Origin of the sequence: Streptomyces sp. NPDC057137, from assembly GCF_042670825.1 — a bacterium.
Taxonomy (GTDB): domain Bacteria; phylum Actinomycetota; class Actinomycetes; order Streptomycetales; family Streptomycetaceae; genus Streptomyces.
Map to the genome: position 1 here is coordinate 82163 of NZ_JBHUUW010000002.1, position 25920 is coordinate 108082.

At 71.8% G+C, this 25920-nt stretch carries 21 protein-coding genes; 13 read left to right on the plus strand and 8 right to left on the minus strand.

Features of this window, described 5'->3' with window-relative positions; translation table 11 throughout:
* Positions 1-94 precede the first annotated feature (94 nt).
* Both ACFT9I_RS02955 and ACFT9I_RS02960 read right to left on the minus strand, forming a co-directional pair.
* A complete protein-coding gene (locus ACFT9I_RS02955) occupies positions 95-1849 on the minus strand; it encodes a ThuA domain-containing protein (protein WP_382559826.1) in 1755 nt (584 codons plus the stop codon).
* 274 nt (positions 1850-2123) lie between these two features.
* Positions 2124-2939: a hypothetical protein gene (locus ACFT9I_RS02960; RefSeq protein ID WP_382559828.1), complete on the minus strand. Its 816-nt coding sequence runs from the start codon at positions 2937-2939 to the stop codon at positions 2124-2126.
* A 200-nt stretch (positions 2940-3139) separates the two neighbouring features.
* On the opposite strand from ACFT9I_RS02960, the gene ACFT9I_RS02965 reads away from it, so the two are divergent.
* Positions 3140-4375 carry a CoA transferase gene (locus ACFT9I_RS02965; RefSeq protein ID WP_382560237.1) on the plus strand — a complete coding sequence of 412 codons (1236 nt, stop codon included), beginning with the start codon at positions 3140-3142 and terminating at the stop codon, positions 4373-4375.
* A 268-nt stretch (positions 4376-4643) separates the two neighbouring features.
* Positions 4644-5195, plus strand: a complete 552-nt coding sequence (locus ACFT9I_RS02970; protein WP_382559831.1) for a GNAT family N-acetyltransferase — start codon at positions 4644-4646, stop codon at positions 5193-5195.
* Here ACFT9I_RS02970 and ACFT9I_RS02975 read toward each other — a convergent pair.
* Complete coding sequence (locus tag ACFT9I_RS02975) at positions 5176-6099, minus strand: AEC family transporter (RefSeq protein ID WP_382559833.1); 924 nt, start codon at positions 6097-6099, stop codon at positions 5176-5178. The genes ACFT9I_RS02970 and ACFT9I_RS02975 overlap by 20 nt on opposite strands.
* A gap of 252 nt (positions 6100-6351) precedes the next feature.
* Complete coding sequence (locus tag ACFT9I_RS02980; protein WP_382559836.1) at positions 6352-6639, minus strand: hypothetical protein; 288 nt, start codon at positions 6637-6639, stop codon at positions 6352-6354.
* Between the two features lie 295 nt (positions 6640-6934).
* On the opposite strand from ACFT9I_RS02980, the gene ACFT9I_RS02985 reads away from it, so the two are divergent.
* Positions 6935-8089 (plus strand): epoxide hydrolase family protein, encoded by a 1155-nt coding sequence (locus ACFT9I_RS02985; RefSeq protein ID WP_382559839.1) that lies wholly within the window; start codon positions 6935-6937, stop codon positions 8087-8089.
* A gap of 143 nt (positions 8090-8232) precedes the next feature.
* Entirely contained in the window at positions 8233-8883 is a 651-nt protein-coding gene (locus tag ACFT9I_RS02990) for a hypothetical protein (protein WP_382559841.1), read from the plus strand.
* A 19-nt stretch (positions 8884-8902) separates the two neighbouring features.
* Here the strand turns inward: ACFT9I_RS02990 and ACFT9I_RS02995 are convergent, their stop codons facing one another.
* Positions 8903-9838 carry a Gfo/Idh/MocA family protein gene (locus ACFT9I_RS02995; protein WP_382559843.1) on the minus strand — a complete coding sequence of 312 codons (936 nt, stop codon included), beginning with the start codon at positions 9836-9838 and terminating at the stop codon, positions 8903-8905.
* Between the two features lie 205 nt (positions 9839-10043).
* On the opposite strand from ACFT9I_RS02995, the gene ACFT9I_RS03000 reads away from it, so the two are divergent.
* From ACFT9I_RS03000 to ACFT9I_RS03015, 4 genes are all read left to right on the plus strand, one after another.
* On the plus strand, positions 10044-11519 hold the full coding sequence (locus ACFT9I_RS03000; protein WP_382559846.1) for a hypothetical protein: 1476 nt from the start codon (positions 10044-10046) through the stop codon (positions 11517-11519).
* Positions 11516-12637 (plus strand): hypothetical protein, encoded by a 1122-nt coding sequence (locus ACFT9I_RS03005; RefSeq protein ID WP_382559849.1) that lies wholly within the window; start codon positions 11516-11518, stop codon positions 12635-12637. The genes ACFT9I_RS03000 and ACFT9I_RS03005 overlap by 4 nt, the downstream gene beginning before the upstream one ends.
* A gap of 51 nt (positions 12638-12688) precedes the next feature.
* Entirely contained in the window at positions 12689-13609 is a 921-nt protein-coding gene (locus ACFT9I_RS03010; protein WP_382559851.1) for a DUF6891 domain-containing protein, read from the plus strand.
* A gap of 368 nt (positions 13610-13977) precedes the next feature.
* Positions 13978-14586: a winged helix-turn-helix domain-containing protein gene (locus tag ACFT9I_RS03015; protein WP_382559853.1), complete on the plus strand. Its 609-nt coding sequence runs from the start codon at positions 13978-13980 to the stop codon at positions 14584-14586.
* An 85-nt stretch (positions 14587-14671) separates the two neighbouring features.
* Here ACFT9I_RS03015 and ACFT9I_RS03020 read toward each other — a convergent pair whose 3' ends face one another.
* Positions 14672-16174 (minus strand): PepSY-associated TM helix domain-containing protein, encoded by a 1503-nt coding sequence (locus tag ACFT9I_RS03020; RefSeq protein ID WP_382559855.1) that lies wholly within the window; start codon positions 16172-16174, stop codon positions 14672-14674.
* 56 nt (positions 16175-16230) lie between these two features.
* Positions 16231-16953 carry a hypothetical protein gene (locus ACFT9I_RS03025; protein ID WP_382559857.1) on the minus strand — a complete coding sequence of 241 codons (723 nt, stop codon included), beginning with the start codon at positions 16951-16953 and terminating at the stop codon, positions 16231-16233.
* A gap of 119 nt (positions 16954-17072) precedes the next feature.
* Between ACFT9I_RS03025 and ACFT9I_RS03030 the strand changes: the two genes are divergently transcribed.
* The 4 genes from ACFT9I_RS03030 (at position 17073) to ACFT9I_RS03045 (ending at position 22029) form a co-directional block, all read left to right on the plus strand.
* Complete coding sequence (locus tag ACFT9I_RS03030; RefSeq protein WP_382559859.1) at positions 17073-18104, plus strand: NAD-dependent epimerase/dehydratase family protein; 1032 nt, start codon at positions 17073-17075, stop codon at positions 18102-18104.
* A gap of 268 nt (positions 18105-18372) precedes the next feature.
* Positions 18373-19641 carry a sensor histidine kinase gene (locus ACFT9I_RS03035; RefSeq protein WP_382559861.1) on the plus strand — a complete coding sequence of 423 codons (1269 nt, stop codon included), beginning with the start codon at positions 18373-18375 and terminating at the stop codon, positions 19639-19641.
* Positions 19626-20279: a LuxR C-terminal-related transcriptional regulator gene (locus ACFT9I_RS03040; RefSeq protein ID WP_382559864.1), complete on the plus strand. Its 654-nt coding sequence runs from the start codon at positions 19626-19628 to the stop codon at positions 20277-20279. The genes ACFT9I_RS03035 and ACFT9I_RS03040 overlap by 16 nt, the downstream gene beginning before the upstream one ends.
* A gap of 220 nt (positions 20280-20499) precedes the next feature.
* Positions 20500-22029, plus strand: a complete 1530-nt coding sequence (locus ACFT9I_RS03045; RefSeq protein WP_382559867.1) for a DUF1996 domain-containing protein — start codon at positions 20500-20502, stop codon at positions 22027-22029.
* A gap of 66 nt (positions 22030-22095) precedes the next feature.
* Here ACFT9I_RS03045 and ACFT9I_RS03050 read toward each other — a convergent pair whose 3' ends face one another.
* Positions 22096-22608: a hypothetical protein gene (locus ACFT9I_RS03050; RefSeq protein ID WP_382559869.1), complete on the minus strand. Its 513-nt coding sequence runs from the start codon at positions 22606-22608 to the stop codon at positions 22096-22098.
* Positions 22609-22747: 139 nt separating this feature from the next.
* On the opposite strand from ACFT9I_RS03050, the gene ACFT9I_RS03055 reads away from it, so the two are divergent.
* Positions 22748-25900, plus strand: coding sequence for an alpha-N-acetylglucosaminidase TIM-barrel domain-containing protein (locus tag ACFT9I_RS03055; protein WP_382559870.1), 3153 nt, complete (start codon positions 22748-22750; stop codon positions 25898-25900).
* Positions 25901-25920 lie beyond the last annotated feature (20 nt).

Genomic DNA, 25920 nt, shown 5'->3' on the forward strand with positions numbered 1-25920 from the left:
GGAGGGAGGCATGGCGGAGCCATGCCGACCGACGACAACGCGGCGAGGCGCGGTGCCAGGGACCGCGAGCCCGGCAAGATCGGCAAGACACCCCCTAGTTGGTGCCGAACACGTTCAGGTCCCAGAGGGAGTAGCCCCACTGCGTGGCGCGCGCCGTGCCCTGGACCCGTATGTAGCGTCCGGTGCCGCTCACGGCGATCTCGTCGAGACCCCCGTTGCCCGCCGTGACGGTGCTGACGGTGCGCCAGGTGGTGTTGTCCGTCGACGTCTGGACCGTGTACGCCGTGGCGTGGGCGGTCTCCCAGTTGAGCCGGACCTGCTGGAGCGTACGGACGCCGCCGAGGTCGACGGTGATCGACTGCGGGTCGGCGTACGCGCTGCCCCAGCGGGTGGTGGAGTCACCGTCGACCGCGTTGGCGCCCGCGTGCGCGCTGCCGGGCTCGACGCTGGTGACCGTGACCGGCTTGCCGCGTGCGAGATCGGTGGACTGCGCGCCGTCCTGCTTGATGCGGACGTTGCGGTAGTTGATGTCCAGACCGGCCCCGTCGTTCTGGAGCCCGATATGGCCGAGCGCGATGTCACGGGTGCTGGTGTAGTCGTTGATCTTCACGCCGTTGAGCCAGATCTCGACGTGCTTGCCGTGCACCGCGATCTCGTAACTGTTCCAGGTCCCGGGCGGGTTGAGCGCGGCGGTGCGGGCCGCCGTGTCGGGGGCCTTGAAGCTGTAGACGCTTCCGGTGGTACGGGTCGGGTCGCCGTCGGACGCGTCGATCTGGATCTCGTGGCCGAGGTCGACCGGCTTCCACGGGTCGCCCTGCGGATCGGGGAAGCCGATGAAGACGCCGCCGTTGTCGTCGCCCGGCATCATCCAGTCGGCCTTGAGCGAGTAGTCGGCGAACGGCGTCACCGGATACCAGAGCAGGCCCATGCCGCCGACCGAGGAGAGCGTGCCGTCGGCGAGGCTGAAGCTTCCGGCGCCGGCCTGCCGCCATTTGTCGAGGCTGGCCTGGCTGCCGTCGAACAGCGGCGTGTAGCCGGTCTCCGGGCGGCAGTCGGCGGCCTTGGCGCGCGCCGCCGTCTGGATGCCGCCGAGGAGCATGGTGATGAAGGCCGGGTCCGCGTACGACTCCTCGGTGTGGCCGAGGCCGGTGTACCAGGAGCGGCCGCCCCGGTAGTCCTGGCACCAGGTGATCGGATGATCGCCCATGGTGCCGCCGGTGTACGACGCCTCGTCCAGGCTCGCGAGCACCTTCACCGCCGAGCGCGGATTGGCGCGGTAGTTGTACCACTCGTCGGTGCGGGTCCAGCGCCGCGGCAGATGCGAGGTGGAGACGGACGCCCGGTCCTCGACCTTGATCGTGGCCTGCTGGGTGGCGGGGTGGGAGGCGAAGTACGCCCCGACCAGGCCGCCGTACCAGGGCCAGTCGTACTCGGTGTCGGACGCGGCGTGCACGCCGACGTAACCGCCGCCGTTCGCGACGTACGACTCGAAGGCGGTCTGCTGCGCGGCGTTCAGTACGTCACCGGTGGTGGAGAGCCAGATCACCGCCTGGTACTGCGCCAGGTTGGCGGTCGTGAACGCGCCGGCGTCCTCCGTGGCGGTGACGGTGAACCCGTTGGCGGCGCCGAGCCGTTGGACGGCGGCGATGCCGGCCGGGATCGCCGAGTGCCGGAACCCGGCGGTCTTGGAGAAGACCAGGACCTTGGTCAGGGGCGCGGCGGCGGCCGGGGCGGGGGCCTGTTCGCCGGCCGGCGCGGGCGCCGCCTGGGCCGGTGGAGACTGCGGTACGGCGACGAGCGACATGGCCGCCAGGACGAGCGCGATCAGGGCGCGGGACACAAGACGCACTAGCCGGTCCTCTCTCGGTGCGCCCGGGGGCGCTGGCTGAGCGAAGCGGGGATTCACGACGAGGCGGCGGCGTCGTCAGGCGTAGTGAACATCGGAGGTATAGGGGGGTCAAGGGTCGGCGCTGAACTATCCGAAGATTAGTTTTCCTCCATGACAAAATGTCCCCCTTGACCTCTCCTCCGGTGCCGACAGCGCTCAACAGAGGTGCGGGGAGCATGAATCGGCCACCCGGGATTGATCGGATCTTCCGGCGGGACTGGCGGGTACGCCCCGTTCAGCTGAGGTCGAGGACGGGACGGACGCCGAACTCGTCGCTCATGTCGTCGCCCTCGGGGCCGTTGAGGAATTCGGCCATGCCGGGATTGCGGTTGGCGGTCGCCAGGGGCAGCCATGACACAAAGGCGCCGTAGCCACCGCAGACCGCCTCGCCGCCGTCCCCGCCGTAGACCGACCCCCGGTCGGACGTCGCCTCCGACTCGTAGACGTCGCGGGCTATGTGCAGACCGAAGGCGTTCGGCCGGTGCCGAAGACCGGCCGGGTCGTCGTGGTCGTCGCCGTACGGGGAAAGGTCCAGCGGGCAGGCGGAGCCCCAGCGGAACAGCGTCTCCGCGCCCGCCCCACAGGCGTGCTCCCACTCATCCGGACCGGGCAGCCGCAGGCCCAGCTCCGTCAGGAACTCCGTGACGGATTCGGCCTCCTCGGGAAGCTCCTCCGGCTCCACCGCCATCAGCACGGTGGGCACCGTGGCCGTACGCCGCGGGCTGAGATACCGCGCGAGATGCGCCGCGAGGTCGTCGTCAAAGCCGAACCCACCGGCGAGGCTCTCCGTCCGGTACGAGTCGAGCTGTTCCGGCAGGGGCCGCCAGGCAGCCAGGTCGAATCCGACCGTCACCTCGCCGCCGGGTATGAGCGCGAACCGCCGTCCCTCGCGCTCGATCACCGCGCGGTGCAGCACACCGCCCAGGTGGGGCGTGCCGTCGAACTCCACCAGCCGGCCGTCCGCCAGCCGGGCGGCTTCACGCGCGTGGTGCTGCGCGGCGTCCCGGTCAAGGGCGCGCCAGCGGTCGAAAGTCAGGTCGGCGAGAGACATGATGAGAATTCTGGCATCTGCCACTGACAAGACCGGAGGGAGCGTCGTCCGTGACACAGGACATCGACGCGGCGACCGCGTACGCCTGGAGTGCTCTCGGGGGCGCCCCGGAATCGGCGGGGCTGGTGACGTACGTACCCGCTCCGGACGTGCTGCCGTCACGGCTGCCCGTACGGCAGTTGGCGCGGGCGAGCGTGGGGGTGTGCTCGCTGGCCGCCGCCGAACTGGTGGCGCGGCGGTCCGGGCGGCGGATGCCGGGGGTACGGGTGCACGAGGCGGCCGTCGGGGCGGCGTTCGTCAGTGAGCGGCAGCTGCGGATCGACGGGCGGACCTGGTCCCCGTTCGCGCCGCTCTCCTCGTTCTGGCCCACGGCCGACGGCTGGGTGCGTACGCATGCCAACTACCCCCACCACCGGGCCCGGTTGCTGTCGGCGCTGGGCATCCCCGACGACGGGGACGACGACGGCGCGCTGCGTGAGCGGCTGGCCGAGGAGCTGCGGGCACGGCCCGCCCGGTGGGTCCAGGAGACCGTGTACGAGGCGGGCGGGCTGGCCGTCGCTGTGGCGGAGCCCGGTCCGGAGAGGTGGCCGCTGATCGAGAGTCGGCCGGTGGCGGGTGGTGAAGGCGCGCCGGCCGGCCGTCGCCTGCCGGAGGGGGCCACGTCGCTGCCGGCGCACGGGGTGCGGGTCCTCGATCTGACGCGCGTCATCGCGGGGCCGGTGGCCACCCGTACGCTCGGGCTGCTGGGCGCCGACGTACTGCGCGTCGACTCGCCCCTGCTGCCCGAGGACCCCAAGGCGCACGCCGACACCGGCTTCGGCAAGCGCTCCACCCGACTGGACCTCGGCGACCGGGCCGATCGGGCGGTCTTCGACGGACTTCTCGACTCGGCCGATGCCGTGGTCCTCGGCTACCGCGCCGACTCGCTGGACCGGTACGGCCTCACCCCCGACACCCTGTCGGCGCGGCACCCCGGACTGATCGTCGCGCGGCTGGACGCCTGGGGCTGGACGGGGCCGTGGCGGGACCGGCGTGGATTCGACTCCCTGGTGCAGGCGGCGAAGGGGATCGCCCTCATCGAGCGGGGAGCGGACGGCCGGCCCGGCGTACTGCCCGCGCAGGCCCTCGACCACAGCACCGGCTATCTCCTCGCGGCGGCTGTCCTGCGCGCGCTCACCGAGCGTCAGCGCGACGGGGCGGGCCGGCATCTGCGGCTCTCCCTCGCGGGGACCGCGTCGTGGCTGATGAATGACATCCGGCCGGAGCCCGGGGTCGAAGGTGACGGGGTGAACGACCCCGAGGTGTGGATGGCGGAAACACCCTCGCCGTACGGCCGGCTGCGGTACGTCCGATCGCCGGTCGACTACGAGGGTGGGCCGGGTGATTGGGCCGGTCCGCCGTCGATGTGGGGCACCGATCCGGCGCGGTGGCTCTGACCTGGGTCCGCCCGGTTCGCGACCGGTTGTCAGTGGCCGATGTCACGATGAGTCACATGGATGGACAACGTGGGGTGGGGACCTTTTCTGGAGCGGTGGAACGCGGAGTGGGCGGCCGCACCGAGCACGAGGGAGGAAGCGGAGGAGATTTTCCGGACGCGGTCGATCCCAGGCACTTCTTCCCCGGCCCGGGATCCGGTACAGGGCTGCGGGACGAGTCACGAATCGAAATGGTGCTGCGCCAGATCCCGGCCCGACGGACCGGGCAGTGACCCGCGTCGAGGCGGAAGTCATCGGCACGGAGCGGCTGGTGCTGGTGCCGCAGCGGGTCGAGCACGCGCGGGAGATGGCGGCGGTGCTGTCCGACCCGGCGCTGCACACCTTCATCGGGGGTGAGCCGGCGACCGCCGACGAGTTGCGCTCGCGCTACGCGCGCATGGCCGCCGGGCCCGCCGATCCGGCCGAGTCCTGGTGCAACTGGGTGATCCGGCTCCGGGCGGGCGAAGAGGGCTTGGAGCAGGGGCAGTTGGTGGGAACGGTCCAGGCCACGATCGTCCCGGCCGGGCCCGGCGGGCCAGCGCTGGTCGCGAACATCGCCTGGGTCGTCGGAACAGCCTTCCAGGGGCGGGGTATCGCCACCGAGGCGGCGCGCGGGCTGGTCGGCCGGCTCGAACAACTCTCGGCGGTGCGCGAGGTCGCGGCCTATGTCCACCCCGACCACGCGGCGTCGAAGGCCGTCGCACGCGCCGCGGGTCTGGAGCCCACCGACGAGTGGCACGACGGCGAGGTGAGATGGCTGCTCAGACGAGAAGCCAGGTGATCAGCGTCAGGGACACCATCGAGCAGAACGTGGACAGGATGACCGTGTCCCTGGCGAGGTCGGTGTCCAGTCGGTACTCGGAGGCGAAGATGAAGGCGTTCTGCGCCGTCGGCAGTCCCGCGCAGACCACGACGGCGAACAGGGTGTGACCGCTCAGCCCGAACAGCCAGTGGCCGACGGCGTAGGCGAGCAGCGGCTGGGCCACGATCTTGAGGGCCACCAGCAGACCGCGTTCGGTCCGTGCGGAGGAGTCCGACCGCACGCGGGTGTTGAGGGACATGCCGAGCGCGAAGAGGGCGGCCGGGACGGCGGCGTCGCCGAGCAGTTGGAGCGGCGCGGTGGCCTCGGGCGGGAGGGGCCGGCCGAGCGCCGACACAGCCACTCCGGCGAGGGAGGCCGCGATGATCGGGTTGCGGAACGGCAGTTGGAGCATCCGGGCGGCGCGCCCGCGCGCCTCGCGCCGTACATCCAGATCGATGAGGACAAGCACCACCGGCGCGACGAAGAGCATCTGGAAGAGAGCCACGGTGATGATGAAGGAGGTGTCGCCCAGGACGTGTACGGCCACCGGGATACCGAGGTTGGCGGAGTTGACGTAGCCCGCGGCCATCGCGCCGATGGCCTGTTCGGCCTGGCCGCGCCGGAACACCCAGCGGCTGACCAGCAGTCCGGCGGCGAAGACGACGATCAGGCTGATGGCGAAGACGAGGACGCCGACGTTCAGCAGGGCGGTCACATCGGCTCCGGCCATCGCCAGGAACAGCAGGGCCGGCATGGCGAAGGTGAAGGCGAAGCGCCCGAGGACGTGCTGGGCCTGGCCGCCGAGGATGTCGTGGCGCGCGGCCACCCAGCCGAGGCCGGTGATCACCCAGATGGGCAGGAAGCCGAGGAGGACGGCGTTCATCGGGCTCGCCGCCCGTTCGCCGTCGCTGTCGACCGCCGTATGTGTATGTGCCCGGCTTCGGGAGATCTCACCGGCCTCAGCATGCCGGAAGCGGCGGACGGCCGGGCACCCGGGCCCCGTGCCGATCTCCCGCCCCCGATCTCCGGTGCGCGAAAGCCCCTGTACGGAGCCGGCGCCTCCACCGGTCCCGTACAGGGGCTTCGCTGTCTCACTGTTCCCGGCCCGCCGGCCCGCGGGCGCTCGTCAGTCCCGTCAGCGCCCGTAGCGGATCAGGGCGCGCACCATGCGGCACGTCGTGTCCGACGGCGGATGGATGCCCATCAGCGACGCCGTCGCACGTATCTTCCGGTTGTTGGCGTTCGCCGGGTGATACACGCCCGAGTCGAGCAGGGCGATGGCGAGGCGCATGGCCTTGAGGCGGCGGTTGTGGGTCTCGTACCACTCGCGGGGCTGTCCCGCGGGCAGTGGCTTGCGCTGCACGGTCCTGGTTGCTGGCTGTGTGATGTCGAAGAGCTTCGTCGTGATTGTGGCAACGGCCATCGGCGACCTCCCGGCACGGTGGTGGAACCCTCACGAACACTTACAATTCTACCGCCCCCCACTGACAATCGCCCCTGGCCAGACGGTGTTTGAGAGAGACATGGCAGCCTTCGCCGCAATATCCGGCGACACACACGGGGCGACTCCTGTAACGTCCGGCGAACCACGTGACGCGAGGAGGTGAGCCCGATGTGCGGTACCCGAACTTTCCGGGCACTCCTGGCCGTCGCGTCCGTCTGACCTGCGCGCCCAGGAGCCGTCCGGACACGGACAGATTCTCTGAGCGAAGGAAGACATGACAGCCGAGCAGTTCCGGATCTCCGTATCCGACGACGTACTCCAAGACCTGCGTGACCGACTGAACCGCACCCTCTTCACCGCGGCGTCCGACAGCACCTTCTGGGCGGCGGGAGTCGACCCCACCTACCTGCGCGAGCTTGTCGCCCACTGGGCGGACGGCTTCGACTGGCGGCAGGCCGAGACCGCCCTCAACGCGTATCCGCACCGAATCGCCGAGGTGGCGGGCCGACCGGTGCACTTCGTCCACATCCGGGGCAGGCGGGCCGAGGGCGCGCCCGCGCCGCTGCCCCTGATCATGACGCACGGCTGGCCGAGCAGCTTCGTGGAGATGCTGAAGGCCGCCGAGCGGCTGGCCGATCCGGCCGCGTACGGCGGTGACCCGGCCGACGCCTTCGACGTGGTCGTCCCGTCGCTGCCCGGTTTCCTCTACTCGGCGCTGCCCGACGGGCCGTTCACGCGCAGGCGCGTCGCCGAGATCTGGCACGAGCTGATGACCGGGACCCTCGGGTACGAGAGGTACGGCGCCTTCGGCGGGGACATCGGGGGCGGGGTCACGCAGTGGCTCGGCGCCCTGTACCCCGACCATGTCGCCGGGATCCACCTCACCTCCGCCGTCATCACGTCCGACTTCGAGAACCGCCCGGCGACGCCCGAGGAGCAGGCGTACCTCGATGTCCTCGACGCCTACGACGTCGGTGACCAGGGCTACAGCGAGATCATGTGGACCCGGCCCGACACGATCGCCGCGGCGCTCATGGACTCCCCCGCCGGGCTCCTCGCCTGGATCATCGACAAGTACCGGGACTGGAGCGACTGCGACGGCGATCTGGAGAGCCGCTGGGACAAGGACACGCTGCTGACGATCGCGACGCTGTACTGGGCGACGGGCAGCATCGGATCGTCCTTCCGGCAGTACTACGACTACCCGCTCAACAAGCCGGTCCCGACGATCCAGGTGCCGGCGGCCGTGACCCTGAGCCATGAGCCGGCGCTGGCGGGGCTGCCCCGCAGCCTCGCCGAGCGGCTCTGCGCCGATCTGCGGCACTGGAGCACACCGGGGCGCGGCGGGCACTTCATGGCGCACGAGGAGCCGGAGCAGGTGGCGGACGAACTGCGGGCGTTCTTCGGGCCGTTGAGGACCACGGGCTGAGGTAGCGGGAGGCGGGGGGGCGGTCGGCCTGTGTCGCCGAAGTTGCTGCGGGGGCTCTTGAGCGGTACGGGCTCCCCGCTCGTACGTAACGGCACACGGAACCCAGTCGGCCGCCCCCCGCGGCCGGGAACAGGAGCCCCCACGTGTCGCGGAAGAAGTCCTTCAGCCGGAAGAAGAAGATCGCCCTGCTCGTCGGCGCGGTCGCGTTGGTGGGCGGTACCGCGGTGGCGATGACCGGCACCAGTCAGGCGTCGGTGGAGTGCGACGGGCTGAACACCGCCCTCGGCAACAACCAGCGCTTCATCGACGGCCAGCGGGCCGCTCCGGACGCCCTGTCCGACGCGCGGATCAAGAACCGGCAGGACGTGATCGAGGAGATCAAGCGGAAGCAGGCGGCTTCCGGGTGCGAGGTGGGCGCGAGTGACACCGGCGCGCCGCCCCCGGCCGAGGCGCCCCCGGCCGAGGCGGCGCCCCCCGCCGACGAGGCGGGCGGGGACGACGGTGCGGGCGCCGGTGAGGACAACGGCGCGGGCGCCGGCCAGGTCGGCGAGGTCGTCTGTGCCGGATCGACCGTCACCCTGTCCGGCGAGGCAGGCGCCCCGGCGGCGTCGAGCAACGAGTTCCCCGTCGGCACCACGCTCAAGGTGACCAACCTCGACAACGACAGGTCGACCACCGTGCGGGTCACCGCGCCGTCGGGCAGCTGCGCGCTGCTCAACGACGCGGCGTTCGAACAGGTCCGTGAACCGGGCAAGTTCCTGATCCGCAACGCCCGGATCGAGCGCGTGGGCTGACCCCGGGGAACAGATCCGGTCAGGGGCGGGCGAGCAGCCCCTCCGCCTCCGCGAGGATCTCCGTCAGCCGCAGGCCGAACCGCACGTCGCACGCGTGCGGTCGGCCCGTGCGCGCCGCTGTGAGCAGTGCGTCGATCGCGGCGCCGAACGTGTCCGCCGGGTCGCCCCACCGCTCGGGAAGCACCACCGTCCCGTGCTCGCCCCGCAGTTCGAGCCCCGCCCCCGCGCCCTCCACGGGCGCGCTCAGGCTCAGCACCGCCGAACTCGTCACGCCCGACGTGTGCGTGAGCACCAGATGCGTGAGGTCGGGCTCCGACCGTACGGCCGTCACGGCCGTCACGTCGCCCAGCACCGGCAGCAGCGCGGACAGGGCGTGCGGGCCCACGTCCCACAGGCCGCCCTTCTCGCGCCGCCACGGCGAGTCCGCGTACGGGCTGCTCTCGCTGCCCACTCCGTACAGCGCGCCGAGCCAGTGGGCGCGTGCCGTGAACCAGCCGCCCAGCGCCGCCTGTTCCTCGACCCACTCCGCGGTCCCGGCGGCGAAGCGCAGCGTGCAGAAGACCAGCGAGGCGACGCCGGCCTGCTCGGCGGCGTCCGCCACGGCGCGCGCGCCCGGCACGGTCGTCGCGACCGGCTTGTCCATGAGGAGATGACAGCCGGCCGCCGCCGCGCGGGCCGCGAGCGGCGCCTGGATGTCGGGCGGCAGGGCGAAGGCGACCGCGTCGCTCACGGCGAGCAGCGCGTCGAGCCCGTCCAGACCGCCCACGCCGGGACCACCCTCACCGCCGCCCGCGTACGCCGTGGTGTCGTGGGCGGCGGCGAGCGCGCCGGCGGCCTCGGGCCGCCGCCCCCAGACGCCGCTGAATTCGACCTCCGGGTGGGCCGCGATGGCGGGGGCGTGTGTGCGTTCGGCCCAGGGGCCGGTGCCGAGGAGTGCGATGCGTAGCTGGGTCATGTGGATCAGTGTGCCGTCCGCACCCCGCCCCGGCCCAGAGCCGCCGGGAATTGGGTGGCGCGGTACGGGACCCCCGGTGCTACGTTTCACGGGCCGGCCGCGGGCCTCCGGTGCGACTTCCGGGACTTGCCTCTGAAGCAACAATTTCGCTGTTCGCGCCCCCATGCCCCGGCCGGCTTCAGCATGTTCGGGGACAGGGGGAAGCATGACGCACACCGACGCCGATCTGATCGCGGCCGAGGACGTGCTGCTGTTCGTCAACGCCGCCGTCACGTCCACGGGACAGCGCGAGTTCCGCTCCCAGGCGTCCTCGCAGCGGCTGTCGCTCGACTTCCTCCATGAGTACGTGCGGGTCAACTACCGCACCGTGTACGCCGCTTCGCTCGCGCTCGACATCAACGACCACAACGCGGCCCGCGTCGTGGAGCGGTTGCTGCGTACGGCGGGCGAGGCGAGCCCGGAGCAGAAGCGGACGGAGGGCCGGCTGATCGCCGCCCGGCTGGCGCTGCTGCCGCCGCAGCGCGTCTACCGCCTGTTCCGGGCGTTGCGCGCCGCGAAGGTCGGCAACCGCCGTACCCGTGCGATCATGCGCGACTGGCTGGCTGCCCGGCCCGATCTGGGGCACGACGCGGTGAAGTACCGCGACGGGCTGAAGACCGTGGCGCGCCACTTCCATCTGCCGCTGCGGACGACGACCGAAGTCCCCGCCGCCCAGGGCGAGTTGGGCGACTTCCTCTTCGAGCCGGGCGTGCGCCCGCGCTACGAGCACCGGTTGCTCGACGCGTACCGCCGCGCCCATTACGAGCAGGGCGCGATCTACGAGCTGCCGTTCACCGTCGCCGAGGGTTTCGCGGCCAAGCACGGCCTCAAGCGTGCGGCGTTCGTGGAGCGGATCGCGCCCCGGATGACCCGGCTGGAGCGGCTGCGCACCCAGCGCGAGGCGGGCGCGGACGTGGTGGGGGCCGCCGCGCGGACGGATCTCTCCGTCATGCCGCTGACCAGGCTCGCGCTGTACGCCCTGTCGCTGGGGACCGACGAGCGGGTACGGCGGCGCGCGGAGCTGACGGGCGCGCTGCGTACGGCGGCGCGCCGGGCCGCGGGGCCGTACGCCGGGACGTGGGGGCGCGTCGCCGCCGTACTGGACGACAGCTACTCCGCGTCCGGCTCCGGCGAGAAGCGCCGCCGTCCGCTCGCCGTCGCGCTCGGCGGGCACTTCCTGCTGGAGGCGCTGGCGGCGCCGGGGGCGTACGGCGCGTGGTGGACCTCGGGCGGTACGGACCCGCTCCTGGTGCGGCCGTACGGTCCGACACCGCTGGGCATGCGCGTCATCGACGCGCTGGAGTACGCCCCCGATCGTCTTGTCGTCGTGTCGGACGGCTGGGACAACGCGCCTCCGGGGCTGGCGGGCGAGGTGCTGCGGGTGTGGCGTACGCGGCTGGACCGGGAGCGGCGTACGACGGTCACGCATCTGAATCCGGTGTACGACGCGGACGGCTTCGACGTGCGCCGGCTGGCGGCGAGTGTGCCGACGGCGGGGATCCGGGACGCGGAGGATCTGCCGGCGCTGGTGGAGATCGCGCAGTTCGCCGAGGGCCGGACGGGGCTGGCCGAACTGCAGGCGTATCTGGACCGGCGGATCGAGGGTTTTCTGCTCACGTACGAGGGGGGAAGGGCGACATGACCGGGCTCGACTTCACCGGGCTGACGGCCCGCCCGGCGCAGGTGTGGGGCGGTGTGCGGCTCGTGCCGCTGGTGCGTGCGGAGCCGGTGCCGGGGCTCCGGCTGCACCAGGAGGTGTACGACCGCTTCGGCGAGGTGCTGGTGTCGCCGGGCATCAGTTATGTGTCGTACATCCCGCACGGGCTCGTCGCCGACTGGTCCGGCGAGCAATCGGCGGCGTACGGAACGCAGTTGGACACCGCGCGGCCCACGGCCATGGCGGTCGGCCGGCACCACCGCATGGTCAAGCGGCACCCGGCGAAGAAGCGGAACGGGCAGCCGGCCGGCGCGGTCGCGCGCTGCCGGTTCCTGCCGCTGCACCTGGCCATGGAGGGGTATCTGGCGCTGCACTTCGGCGGCCCGACGATCGCGTGGCACACCTGGTCGGAGGAGGCGGTACGGCAGGGGCTCTCGCCCCGTTCCGAGGCCGCCTATCTGGGGTTCGACGTGCGCGGGCTCGCCGACGCGCTGCGGGTCTTCGAGATCCATCCGGACCAGTGCGGGGTGATGGTGTACGTCGCGGACGCGCTGGCCGCCGCCTTCGTGGTGCCGCACCCCGACGACTACCGGGCGCTGCACCCGACGCTGCTCCAGGACATGTACGGGGAGTTGATCTACCAGTACGGCTACTTCGGCGGAGCCGTACCGGACTTCGAGGCGCGCCTCGGCGACGGTCGGCACATCGCGACGCTCGCCGATCTGCGGGCCGCCGCACGGGGGCAGGAGCGGGCGTGGAGCGAGTCGCACGACACGGTCATGGCGCGTGAACTGCTCGGCACGTCGTACTCGTTCGAGCGGGTCCGCCGCATGGCGTCGTTCGACATGTACCGCTTCCTGCCGCCGTTCCGGGTCGACTCCGACGGGCAGCACATCGGTGAGCTGATCACCGACCACAAGGGGCGCACGGCGTACCTGAAGACGTTCCGGCTGGCCCCGGCGCAGATCAGACGGGGTCATCTGCTGAACAGCCTGGCCGACAACGACTGGCATCTGCGGCGTACGGCGGACCAGTTGGGCACGACGCCCCAGGAGATCACGCGCCGGATCCGGGCGGCGGGCTTCGGCTCGCTGCTGCGCTGACGGCACGCGACGTCGGCGGAGTTGTCAGTGGCCTGTGCCAGAGTGCTGCCCATGCTGGCCATCAGGGTGAAGACAGAGAACTGGCAGGAATACGAGCGGATCTCGGCGGACCGGCTCGGTGAGCTGATCGCGCGGATAGGGGGTGTCGACGATCAGTTCGTGACCGTGGACCGGATCCCCGACCGGCCCTACGTATTCATCCAGGTGGCGCGGGACAGCGCCGAGAGCTACACGCTGGAGCACCGGGACGGCTCAGCCGACGGCATGTTCGGCACGGAGCTGCCGGACGCGGAGTCGGTGACCCGGGTCATGGTGGCGTGGGCCCGCCAGGAGGACGGCTGGGACGCGGGCGTGGTCTGGAAGCGCGTGGACCTGCCGCCGGTCGAGCCGGTGCCGGAGCTCGACGACAAGACCCGGCGCGAGGTCGAGGAGTACGTACGCGGGCTGATCAGGCGCGGCTACGACGGACGGGCGCAGCTCGCCGAGGACGCCGAGGAGTGGCTGGTCGACGGGGACGAGCGGCCCGTGTCCGCCGCGCAGGCGCAGCGGATCGTGGACCGGCTGTGGCTGGAGCGCGTCGAGGAGCAGGCCGGGTGGGAGGGCGAGACCGATCCGGAGCGGATCACGGCGGTGTTCGCGGGGCTGGACGAGCGGGGCATCGTGGCCCGGGAGAACTTCACCTGCTGCCGCGGCTGCGGGCTGGCGGAGATCGGCGCCGAGCGCGAGGAGGGCGACACCCGGGAGGTGCGCGGCTTCGTCTTCTTCCACACGCAGTGCACGGAGGCGGCGGCGGTCGGCGGCGGGCTCTCGCTCTATTACGGAGGGTTCGACGGCTCGGAGGAGACCACGGCGGCCGTCGGCAGGGAGGTCACGGCGGCGCTGGCGGACGCGGGGCTGTCGGTGACGTGGGACGGTTCGCCGGGGTCGGCGATCGATGTCGGGGATCTGGACTGGCGCAAGCGGCTGAGCTGAGGGGCGGCGGCGAGCGGTGGGCGCCGGGCCGGCCGGCCTTCGTGAACGGGCTGTTAATCCCATGAACAGCCCATGAAATCGCCAATGGATCCCTCTCCACGTATCGACCCTTGAGAGGGCACTCCTGCTACGGCCCCATATCTGCTTCAATGAGGTCATGGCCAGTCTTCAGCACGACGCGTCGGGTCGCATCGACCTTGAGCCGTTCTGGCCGTCCCGGCAGCACCACGACTTCGACCGGGTGTGTTGCCGCGCGAGGAACGCGTCGGCCCTCTAAAGCCTCTTCCCAGGCCTTCGGCCGTCGCGAATGACGTACGTCCCGTCCTGTCGACTCGACGACATCCTTCGCGCGAAAGAGCTGACCCCTCATGGCGAACTCCCGTCCTTTCTCCACCGTCACCGCGGCCACGGCCGCCGCCACCGCCGCGGCCTCCTCCGCCACCTCCGGCCGTCACCGACTACGAGCCGTCGACCGTGACGAGGTCGTCCCTCTCACGGCGCCCGGCGCGGCCGGCCAGCTCGTGGACTTCCTGCCCCCCGGCTCCACCTGGCTGCCGGCCCCGGCGCACACCCTGCCGACGCTGCCGGGCAGGCCGCCGATGGTCGGCTACCTCGTCCTTGTCCCGGCCGACCAGCACCCGGTGACGGCCACCACCACGTACGCGCCGGTGCCCGCCGCGGCCCCCGCCGCCGGTGAGGGCCCGGTGCGGATCGACTCCACCGAGCGGACCGTCGAGGTGGACGGCCGGCCGCTGGATCTGACGTACCTCGAATTCGAACTGCTCGCCCATCTCGTGGCGAACCCCCACCGGGTGCACACCCGCGACCAGCTGGTGACCACGGTCTGGGGTTACGGACACGTGGGCGACGGCCGGACCGTGGACGTGCATGTGGCCAGACTGCGCCGCAAGCTGGGCGCGGAGCACCGGCACACGATCCGGACGATCCGGCGGGTCGGTTACAAGTACGCCCCGTAGGACCGCCCGGGACCGCGACCTGGGTGAGGCCCCCGCCGGGCGGACCGGCGGGGGCCTCACACGTACTCACACGTACTCCCACGTACTACGTCCCGGCCTTCGCCGCCCGCGCCCGTGCCCGCGTCACCGCGCCGAGCACCACGTCCAGGACCAGGAACGCCACCAGGGTGATCCCGAGCAGCGGTACGAACCAGCCGACCAGGGCCGCCACGGCGATCAGGGGCAGCAGTACGGACAGCGGCACCTTGCGCCACGCCCCGCGCGCCATCGGTTTGCCCGCGCTCAGCTTGCGGTCCTGGGTGGGCCTGCGCTGCCACCACATGCGGTAGCCCCACACGATGATCAGGATCAGTGAGAGGGCGAGGGCGGCGAGGAGCAGTTGGTTGACGACGCCGAACGTGAGGCCCATGTGGGCGTCGATGCCGATCCGGGTGAGCTGGGCCGGCAACGGGTAGTCGGCGAAGCGCAGTTCGTCGAGGATGAGGCCGGTGCCGGGGTCGACCGCGACCGAGTCCAGCCGGACCGGGAACTGGTTGTCCCGCTGCGCGACGACGTACGCCGTACCGTCGGCGGGCGGCTTCACGACCACCGGTCCGTCGAGTCCCGCCTGGCGCGCGGCGGTCAGGGCGTTGTCGATGCCGATGTCCATGCCCTCGTGGTCGCCGCCCGCGCCGCTGTCGCCGCCGTGCCCTTCGTGGGCCCCGGCACCGGCCGCCGCGTCCTCGCCGCTCTTGAGGGTGGCCGAGACGACGGGCGTGGCGCCGCCCAACTGGTCCTGTACGGCGCCGATGTTGGCGCCCGCGTACGTCGACCAGGTCAGGCCCGTCGCGGAGAGCAGCACGAATCCGGTGGCCGCCCACAGCCCGAGCGAGCCGTGCCGGGTGAGCGTCCTGCGGCGTCCGGTGGCCCCGGGTTCGGGCCGGAGCAGGGCGCGCTTGGAGGTTCTTCTGCGGCCGATCCACAGCAGCAGCCCGCCGAGCGCGACGACCCACAGCCAGCTGGCGGCCAGCTCACTGTAGATACGGCCGGGTTCGCCGAGGTGCAGATGGCGGTGGAGTTCGGAGAGCCAGGTGCGCAGCGGGAGGGCTCCGGAGGTGCCGTAGCTGTCCAGTTCGCCGCGTATCTGGGCGGTGTGCGGATCGACGAACACCGCCAGCGACTTGCTCTCCTCGCTGTCCGGCATCGTCATCAGGACCCGGGTGGACTCCTCGTCCTCGGACGACGGCCAGACGGCGGTGACCTTGCCGTCGGGGTGCTCGGCGCGTGCCGCCTCCACCTGGTCGGTGAGCATGGCCGTACGGTCGCTGTCCGGCGAGCGCAGCTCCTGGCGGTAGACGATCTTCTCCGCCTGGTACGAGAGCGAGTAGAGCAGCCCCGTGGTGGCGGCGATCAGCAGGAGCGGGGCGATGAGCAGGCCCGCGTAGAAGTGCAGCCGCAGCACGAGCGGGCGCACCGCGCCCCAGGTGGTGGTGGTGGTGTTGGCGGGCGCGGGCGGCTTCTTGTCGCCCGCTTTCTTGTCGCCCGGCTTCTTGGCGGGGGCCTTGGTGCGTGGGGAGTCGGCGCCCTGTACGGGGTCGTCAATGGCCATGACTGTCCTAGGAGTTGGCGTGGCACGGGGAAGTCGACCCCCGGGCCCCGCCCAGGTCAGACCATGGCGGCGGCGGCCCCGGAGGCCGTCGTACGGATCGCGAGCGCACGCCGGGCCGGCGGGCCGCGCCGGGACACGGCGTGGGCCAGGACGGCGCCGCGCGGCCGGTGCGGCGCGCGGGTGCGGTGCCGGGGCCGCACGGGCGGCGGTACGGCGAGGGGCCGGGGCGCGGCGAGCAGCAGCCCCAGCGGGGTGAACGCGAAGGCGGCGACGGTCTCGGCCAGCCGGAAGAACGCGGCCTCGCCGCGGGCCAGCCAGAGCGCGCAGACGGCGCCGGCGACCAGGTGGGCGGCGAGCATGCCCGGCGAGGTGTCGGCGACGGCCGCCAGCAGGGCACCGCCGACGCCTCCCGCGCCCACGCTCTCCCCCATGTCCGCGCCGATACCGCCGATACCCGTGCCGACGCCCGCGCCCATGCCCGCCGTCGCGTGGCCGTGGCCCCGCGACGGCAGCGCGCCGTGCGTCCCGGCGGTGGCGGAGAAGGTCACGTGCAGCGCGGCCTGCGCGGTGAGCACGGCGGGCCCGATGAACCCGAGGCCCCGGCGCCGTCCGCCCGCGAGCCACGACAGCCCGGCGATCACCCCAAAAGCCGCCGCAAGAACACCGAGTGGAAGTTTGTGAGCGGACATGGACGAATGCCCCACCGCCGCCAGTGTCACGCACACCGCCGCGAGGACCGCGGCCCGCAAGGCGCGCATCGGCGACCGGGCATCTGTCATGGTGCGCTCATGCTGCCATCCCCGTGGCGCGTGCGGCAGATGGTGCGAACGGCGCTGACCTGCTATGCCCGCAGCAGAACGGATCCGGTAATCGGACAGCCGCGTGGCAGGGTTCCGACATGAGACTTCTGATTCTGGGTGGCACCGAGTTCGTGGGCCGCGCCGTGGCCGAGGCCGCGCTCGCGCGGGACTGGCAGGTGACGGTGTTCCACCGCGGTCACCACGAGGCACCGGCGGGCGTCCGTGTCCTGCGCGGCGACCGCACCGCGCCGGACGGCCTCGCGGCCCTGACCCGCGCCACCCCCGACGCCGACACCGGCACCTCCGGGAGCGGCGCCGCCCCCGAATGGGACGTGGTCGTCGACACCTGGTCGGGCGCGCCGTCCGCCGTGCTGGACACGGCCCGGCTACTGGCCGACCGAGCGGGCCACTACGCGTACGTGTCCAGCCGTTCCGTGTACGCGTACCCGACCCCCGCCGGTCTCCCCGAGGACGGCCCGCTGGTGGAGGGCGCGGCGGCCGACGCCGAGCCGCGTGACTACGCGCGGGACAAGCGCGGTGGCGAGCTGGCCGCCGAAGCGGCCTTCGGGGACCGGGCGCTGCTGGTGCGCGCGGGCCTGATCCTCGGTCCGTGGGAGAACGTGGGGCGGCTGCCGTGGTGGCTGGGGCGGATCGCGCGCGGCGGCCCGGTGCTCGCGCCCGGACCGCGCGAGAACCCGTTGCAGTACATCGACGTACGCGACCTCGCCGAGTGGACCCTCGACGCGGCGGCACGCGGCCTCGGAGGCGCGTACAACGCGGTGAGTCCGCCGGGTCACAGCACGATGGGCGAGCTGCTGGCGGCGTGCGTGAAGGCCACCGGCTCGGACGCCGAGCTGCGCTGGACGGACCCGGACACGATTCTCGCGGCCGGCGTCGAGCCGTGGACGGACCTGCCGATCTGGCTGCCGCGCGGTGAACTGCACGACATGATGCACGGCGGCGATGTCGCCAAGGCGCTCGCCGCCGGGCTGCGGTGCCGGCCGGTGGCGGAGACCGTGGACGACACCTGGGCCTGGCTCCGGTCGATCGGCGGCGAGGCCCCGCAGCGCCCGGACCGCCCGAAGGTCGGGCTCGCGCCGGAGGTGGAGGCGGCCCTTCTGGGCGGCTGACTCCCACGGACGGACAGGTGGCCGACTCCGGCGGACGGGCAGGTCCTCGACCCGGCGAACGGGGGTTCGCACGTCCCCCTGACGGGGGTTCTCACGTCCCTCTGACGGGGGATGGCCGATGGTGTCCAAGTGGTGCTAGGTACACCACCGATTGGGGGCGGAAACCGCTCACGTACGACGGGCACCTCACGGCAGACTGATGGCTGTGCCCGTCAGCGGGCGGAAGGCCGGTCGCCGATGGGGCACGGGCGACAAGAGAGGATCCACGATGAACGGGACGAAGATGATCGCCGAGTCGGCCAGGACCACGGGCCGGGGGCTGGTGCTCGGGATCACCGCCCTCGTCGGCTCCATCACACTGTTCGTCTTCTCGGTGCTCTCGATCACCCTGATCCTCCTCGGTATCGGCTTCTTCACCACCCCCTACGTCCTGACCGCGGTACGGGCGCACGCCAACCGGCGCCGGCTGCTGGCGGCCACCTGGTCGGACGTCAAGGTCCCGGTGCCGTACCGCCCGATGCCCGCCGATCTGCGCACCGGCGTCACCGGCCAGGTGGAGCGGACCACGCTGATGCTGAAGGACCCGGCGACCTGGCGGGACCTGGTGTGGCTGATGGAGGACATGACGGTGGGGGCGGTCTCCGCCCTGCTCTCCGCGGGCCTGTTCATCTACGGGCTGGAGGGCGTGGTGCTGGCGGCCGGTCTGTGGCGGGCCTTCGAGGACAACGCGTACCCGTACGTCGGCTTCGTCTCCGTCGACAGCCAGTTCACGGGTCTGCTCGCCGCCGCCGTGGGCGTGGTGATCATGGGGATCGGTGTCCGGTACGCCAACGACGTCCAGCGCGGCCACTTCCTGCTCGCCAAGTCGCTGCTCGCCCCCAACCAGGACCAGGAGCTGGCGCAGCGCGTCGCCCACCTCACCGAGACGCGGCACGACGCCGTGGACAGCTCCGCCGCCGAACTGCGCCGGATCGAGCGGGATCTGCACGACGGCGCACAGGCCCGGCTGGTCGCCATGGGCATGGACCTGGGCACGATCGAGGCGCTCATCGAGAAGAACCCGGCCAAGGCCAAGGAGCTGATCGCCAACGCCCGCCTGTCCTCCGCCGAGGCGCTGACCGAGCTGCGCGACCTGGTCAGGGGCATCCACCCGCCGGTGCTCGCCGAGCGCGGACTGGGTGACGCGGTGAAGGCGCTGGCGCTGCGCCTGCCGGTGGAGACCGACGTACAGGTGGATCTGCCGGGCCGCGCCGACGCGCCGGTGGAGTCGGCGGTGTACTTCGCGGTCAGCGAGATCCTCACCAACGCGATCAAGCACTCCAACGCGGACCGGATCTGGATCGACATGATCCACACGGACTCCAAACTGCGTGTCGCGATCGGCGACAACGGCGACGGCGGCGCGAAGATCGGTTCGGGTACCGGGCTGAGCGGACTGGAGCGCCGACTCGGTACATTCGACGGCATCCTGGCCGTCAGCAGTCCCGAGGGCGGCCCCACCATGGTCACCGTGGAGATCCCTTGCGAGTTGTCCTAGCCGAAGACCTCTTCCTGCTCCGTGACGGTCTGGTCCGGATGCTGGAGGCGTACGACTTCGAGGTCCTGGCCGCCGTGGAGACCGGACCCGAACTGACCAGAGCATTCGCGGAACTTCAGCCGGACGTCGCCGTCGTCGACGTCCGGCTTCCGCCGTCGCACACGGACGAGGGACTCCAGTGCGCCCTCGCCGCGCGCCGGGACCGCCCCGGACTCCCCGTCCTCGTCCTGTCGCAGCACGTCGAGCAGTTGTACGCGCGGGAGCTGCTGGCCGACGGCACCGGCGGCATCGGGTATCTGCTCAAGGACCGGGTCTTCGACGCCGACCAGTTCATCGACGCGGTGCGCCGGGTCGCCGGCGGCGGTACGGCGATGGACCCCCAGGTCATCCAGCAACTGCTGTCCCGCAGGGCCCAGGACAAGCCGATCGGCCAGCTGACGCCGCGTGAGCGCGAGGTCATGGAGCTGATGGCGCAGGGGCGGTCGAACGCGGCGATCGCCGCCCAACTCGTCGTCACGGAGCGGGCGGTGTCCAAGCACACGTCGAACATCTTCGGGAAGCTGGGGCTGCCGGTGTCGGACGACGACAACCGGCGGGTGCTCGCGGTGATCGCGTATCTGGACCGGGGACAGCAGTAGGGCCGGGGGCGGCAGTGGCGGGGCGGGCGCCGCGGCGCCCGTACTGCCCAAGGGGGCGCCGGGCGAGGTGTGTTGAGGGCATCCGCCCGGTTTGTTGATGGAGATTTCTATGAATTCTCATGGCGGCTGAACAGGCCGCGAATGACGTCCGTATGGAACGGAGCGCTTCCTCCCCACGCCGGAGATCCCCCTGAACCGGCACCGAAGCTTGAGGAGTTCCATGGGACGCACGTCAAGAAAACGCTCGACAGTGGCGAACCGGGCCATCGCGGCCTCGGCGGCCTTGATTCTGGGCGGGGGTGGGCTGGTAGCGGTAAATGTCTACGCATCCGCGGGAGAAGGCCGCTCCGGTCAGGAGCAGCGGATCCAGAATGCCGGACGGCAGATGTCCACCATCGACTGTCCCGAGGTCGCGAATGAGCTCACCAAGGTGCCGAGGCGCGCCCGAGCCACGGTCGACCGGGAACTGGCCCGGATGGACACGCAGATCACCGATGCCTACAAGCGGTTCGCCGACAACAAGGTGAAGTTGGAGAGAGATCCGAAACTTACCGAGAAGAAGATCCTCAAGCCGCTGAAGGCGAAGAGGCTCGCCAGCCTCAAGCGGATCCGTTCCGCGCTCAAGCGCGCGGGGCACTGGCAGAAGAGCCTGGACTCGCTCGCCCCCTGCACCATGCGGCCCGACGACGACAGCACCAACGGCGGCGACCCGGGCGGCGGCCAGAACGGTGGCCAGGGGCAGAACGGCGGGCAAGGTCAGAACGGCGGCCAGAACGGCGGTCAGGACGGCGGTCAGGGTCAGAACGCGGGCCAGGACGGCGGTCAGGACGGTGGCCAGGGCGGCGACGGCGGCCAGCCGCCCGGCAACGGCCCCGACGCCTCCGACTTCGTCGCCATCGAGTCCGTCGAGCCGAACATCCAGGAGCCCCAGCCGGGTGAGCAGGCGTCGACCGGCAACTTCACCACCGAGTGCGGGCGCAACGAGAACGGCCTCTTCAACTCCGACAACGTCATCGCCGCGCCCGGCGTGAGCAACGGCGCCCACCACAAGCACGACTACGTGGGCAACCAGGCCAACAACGCCTTCGCGAGCGACGACGACCTGGCCAACGGTGAGACGACCTGCAACGAGCAGGGTGACAAGTCCACCTACTACTGGCCGGTGGTCCGCCTGCAGAACGGTCAGAACGAGGCCGACGCGAACGAGGACGGCGGCGGCAAGGACGGCAACGTCGGAGAGATCCAGACGCCGTCCGAGGTCACCCTGCAATTCGCCGGCAGCGCCGTGTCGAAGGTCACGGCGATGCCCCGCTTCCTGCGCATCATCACCGGTGACGCGAAGGCGTTCGTCAACGGCGACGCCAACGCCAATGCCTCGTGGAGCTGCACCGGATTCGAGGACCGCCAGCTGAAGGACAAATACCCGATCTGCCCGGCGGACAGCCAGGTGGTGCGTTCATTCGACTTCCAGAGTTGCTGGGACGGGCAGAACACCGACAGCGCGAATCACCGCACCCATGTGGCGTTCGCCGACGAGAACGGTCAGTGCCAGGAGGGATTCCAGGCGATTCCGCAGCTCAAGCAGCGGATCGTGTACGACATTCCGCCGGGTCCCGGATTCGCGGTGGACTCGTTCCCGGAGCAGTTGCACAAGCCCGTCACCGACCACGGTGACTTCATCAATGTCTTCGACGAGGACGTGATGAACAAGATGGTCGACTGCATCAACACCGGCAAGGAATGCAACTGACGGTGTGATGTAAATCCGATTCTCAGGCGCCGGCCGGGCTCAGAGCCCGGCCGGCGCCGCTCGATGTCAGCTCTTCTTCGGGTGCCCCGAGTGCCCCTCGGTACCGTGGTCCTCGCCGCCGGTGCCGTGGTCCTGGCCGCCGGTGCCGTGGTCCTCGCCGCCGGTGCCGGAGTCCCCTCCGCCCGAGCCGTGCGCCGGGGCCGTCTCGACCGTGCCGCCCAGCCGGCCGCGCAGCGACTCGACCACCTTCGCGTCGCCGCTGGCGACCCACTTCCTGCCGACGAGGTACGAGCCGCCGTAGTCGTTGGCCTCGTTGATCCACTCGCGCAGACCTCGGTCGGTCGCGAACGTGGTGAGGATGTATCTGCCGTAACCCGTCTTGCAGTTGGCCTGGCGCAGCTCGTCCGCGTCGGTCTGCACGTTCGGATCACACTCGGCCTTCTCGGCCAGCTGTTCGAGGCTCCCGGTCGCCGTCCTCGGCGCCTTCGGGGCCTCGTCGTCATTGGATCCGCAGCCGCTCAACAGGGCCAGGGCCAGGGCCGGCACCACCAGTGCCACTCGGGGTCGCTCGGTACGCATTCGGCCATCGTGCCCTCTCCACAAGCCCCCGCGCGGGTGAACGACGCATCACATCGTTGCCCACCCCCCTCCCCGTCATTAGCGTGCGCTCCGCACGCACCTGTTGGCACCCCCCGTAACCGAGGACAGAGGACCGCTGATGCCCGAGCTGCCGAGTCCCATCCCTCCTGCCACCGCCTCGCTCCCCTCCGCTCCCTCCAGACGCGCCGTGCTGGCCGGCGCCGGTGCGATCGGCGTCGGTACGGCGCTGGCCACGCACTCCCCCGCGGCGGCCCGGCCCGCCGCGCCGCCGGCCACCGCCCGTGCCACCGACGCCGCGGTCACCGCCGCCGCCCGCGCCGCCGTGGGACGCCTGCTCCCCGGCCACGCCGACCAGTTCCGCTTCCGGGTGGTGCGCGGCGCCGAGCGGTTCCGGGTCGCCGGGTCCGCCGGCCGGATCGAGGTCTCGGGCACCGACGCGGGAGTCCTGCTCACCGGGGTGCACTGGTATCTGAAGTACGAGTGCGGCGCCCACGTCAGCTGGTCGGGCAGCCAACTCGACCTCCCCGCGACGCTGCCCGCGCCCCGCCGCCCGCTGGAGCGCTCGGCGACCGTACGGCACCGGTTCGCCTTCAACGACACGCACGACGGCTACACCGCGCCGTACGCCGACTGGCCGCGCTGGGAGCGGATGCTCGACATCCTCGCCCTGCACGGCTGCAACGAGGTCCTCGTCACCACCGGCCAGGAGGCCGTCTACCACCGGCTGCTGACCGACTTCGGCTACACCGACACCGAGGCCCGCACCTGGCTCCCCGCGCCCTCCCACCAGCCGTGGTGGCTGCTCCAGAACATGAGCGCGTACGGCGGCCCGCTCTCCCCCGAGCTGATCGAGGCCCGCGCGCTGCTGGGCCGGCGGATCACCGACCGGATGCGCGAGCTGGGCATGTCCCCCGTGCTCCCCGGCTACTTCGGCACCGTCCCGGACGGCTTCGCCGCCCGCAACCCCGGCGCGCGGACCGTGCCTCAGGGCGACTGGAACGGTCTGCCGCGCCCCGACTGGCTCGACCCGCGCACCCCGGTCTTCGCCGATGTCGCCGCCGCCTTCTACCGGCACCAGGGCGATCTCTTCGGCGAGGTCGACCACTTCAAGATGGACCTGCTGCACGAGGGCGGCAGCGCCGGGGACGTCCCCGTGCCCGACGCGGCCCGCGCGGTCGAGACCTCGCTCCACACGGCCCGCCCCGACGCGACCTGGGTGATCCTCGGCTGGCAGACCAACCCCGTACCGGCCCTGCTCGACGCCATCGACACCGACCGCGTGCTGATCGTCGACGGCCTGTCCGACCTGGACTCGGTGACGGACCGCGAACGGGACTGGGGCGGCGCGCCGTACGCCTTCGGCACCATCCCCAACTTCGGCGGCCGTACGACGCTGGGCGCCAACACCGACCGCTGGACGCAGCGGTTCACCGCTTGGCGCGACAAGCCCGGCAGCGCGCTCGTCGGGACGGCGTACATGCCGGAGGCCGCCGAGCGCGACCCGGCCGCCTTCGAGCTGTTCAGCGAACTGGCGTGGCGGGAGGAGGCGGTCGACCGCGAGAGCTGGTTCCGGTCGTACGCCGATCTGCGCTACGGCGGCGAGGACGGCGCCGCGCGGGACGCCTTCGGCGTGCTCGCGGCGACGGCGTACCGGCTGACGACCGCCGACGGCCGCCCCGTCGACTCCCTCTTCTCCCGCCGCCCCTCCCTCACCTCGTCCGTCGGAACCGCCTTCGACACCGCCGAGTTCGACAAGGCCCTCGGCTCGCTGCTCGACGTGGCGGCCGGGCTGCGCGGCTCCGACGCGTACCGGCACGACGTGACCGAGCTGGCCAGGCAGGCGCTCGCCAACCGCTCCCGGCTGCTGCTGCCGCAGTTGCGTGGCGCCTTCCAAGGAGGCGACGCCGCCACGTTCCGCGCGCTGGCCGCGCTGTGGCTGAAGCTGATGCGGCTGAGCGACACGATGGCGGGCTGCCACCGCTCGTTCCTGCTCGGTCCGTGGCTGGAGGACGCCAAACGGTTCGCAACCGGTCCGGCGGAGGCCGCGACGCTGGAGTGGACGGCGCGCACGCTGATCACCACATGGGCCGACAGGTCGGCGGCCGGGCTTCTGAGCAACTACGCCAACCGCGACTGGCAGGGCCTGCTCGCCGATGTCCATCTGCCGCAGTGGCAGGCCTATCTGGACGAGCTGGCCGACGCACTGGCCACCGGGCGGGAGCCGAAGGCCTTCGACTGGTACGTGGACGAGGAGGCGTGGACGCGGGCGCGCGGCGCCTATCCGGTACGGGCGACGGGTGACGCGTACCGGACTGCTCTGCGCGTACGGGACACCCTGGCCGCCGCCCCGTACCAGGGCAGCGTCACCGTCACCGCCGACCCGCTCGCCTTCACGCCGGGCAGCACGGGCACGGTGAAGGCCGACTTCCGAAACGTCAACGGGCTGCGCGGCACCGGCCCCGTCGACTTCGCCCTGACCGGCCCCGCCGCCCGGCCGGACGGCCCGACACGCCTGCCGTCCGTCGCCCCGGCGGGCACCGGGTCCGTCTCCTGGTCGGTGACGGCCCCCGCCGAACCGCTCACGGCGCCGCTGCGCCCGCTTCCGTACGCGCTGGCGCTGGAGTACGGGCCGCGCGGCGAGGAGCGCGTGCGGACCGTCCAGCGGGGCACCGTGTACGTCGCCGGGCCACTGGCACCGGGCTGGCGCACGTACAGCAACAACGGTGCGGTGTTCGGGCTGCTGGGCGACCGCTTCGCGGTCAACGGCGGCGGCCAGGACCTGTGGCGAGGGACCGCGCAGTTCGGCACGGCCTTCAAAGAAGGCGCGCTCAAGGACGGTGTGAGCGTGACGGTCCGGGTGGACGCGCAGGAGAACACGGGGGCGTGGGCCCGCGCGGGCCTCATCGCCCGCGACACCCTCACGACGCCGGGCTCCCCGGGCATCGTCAACCTGGCGGTGACGCCGTCCAACGGAGTGGTGCTGTCGTACGACACGTCCGGCGACGGCACGCTCGACACGTACCGGCGCATCACCGGCGTCACGGCCCCGGTGCTGCTGCGACTGACGCGGGCGGACGGCCTGTTCACGGGTGCGTGCTCGACGGACGACGGTGCGACCTGGCGAACGGTGTCCTCGATCCCGGTCCCGGGCGCGGCGGCTGTCCAGGACGTGGGCCTGTTCATGAGCGCGACGAACGGGAGCAGCGGGCTGCGGGGCACGGTCGAGTTCAGCGGGTGGGGGGTGTCGGGCGGGGGCGCGTCCGGCAAGTAGCGCCGTCAGCCGGTGGGCGG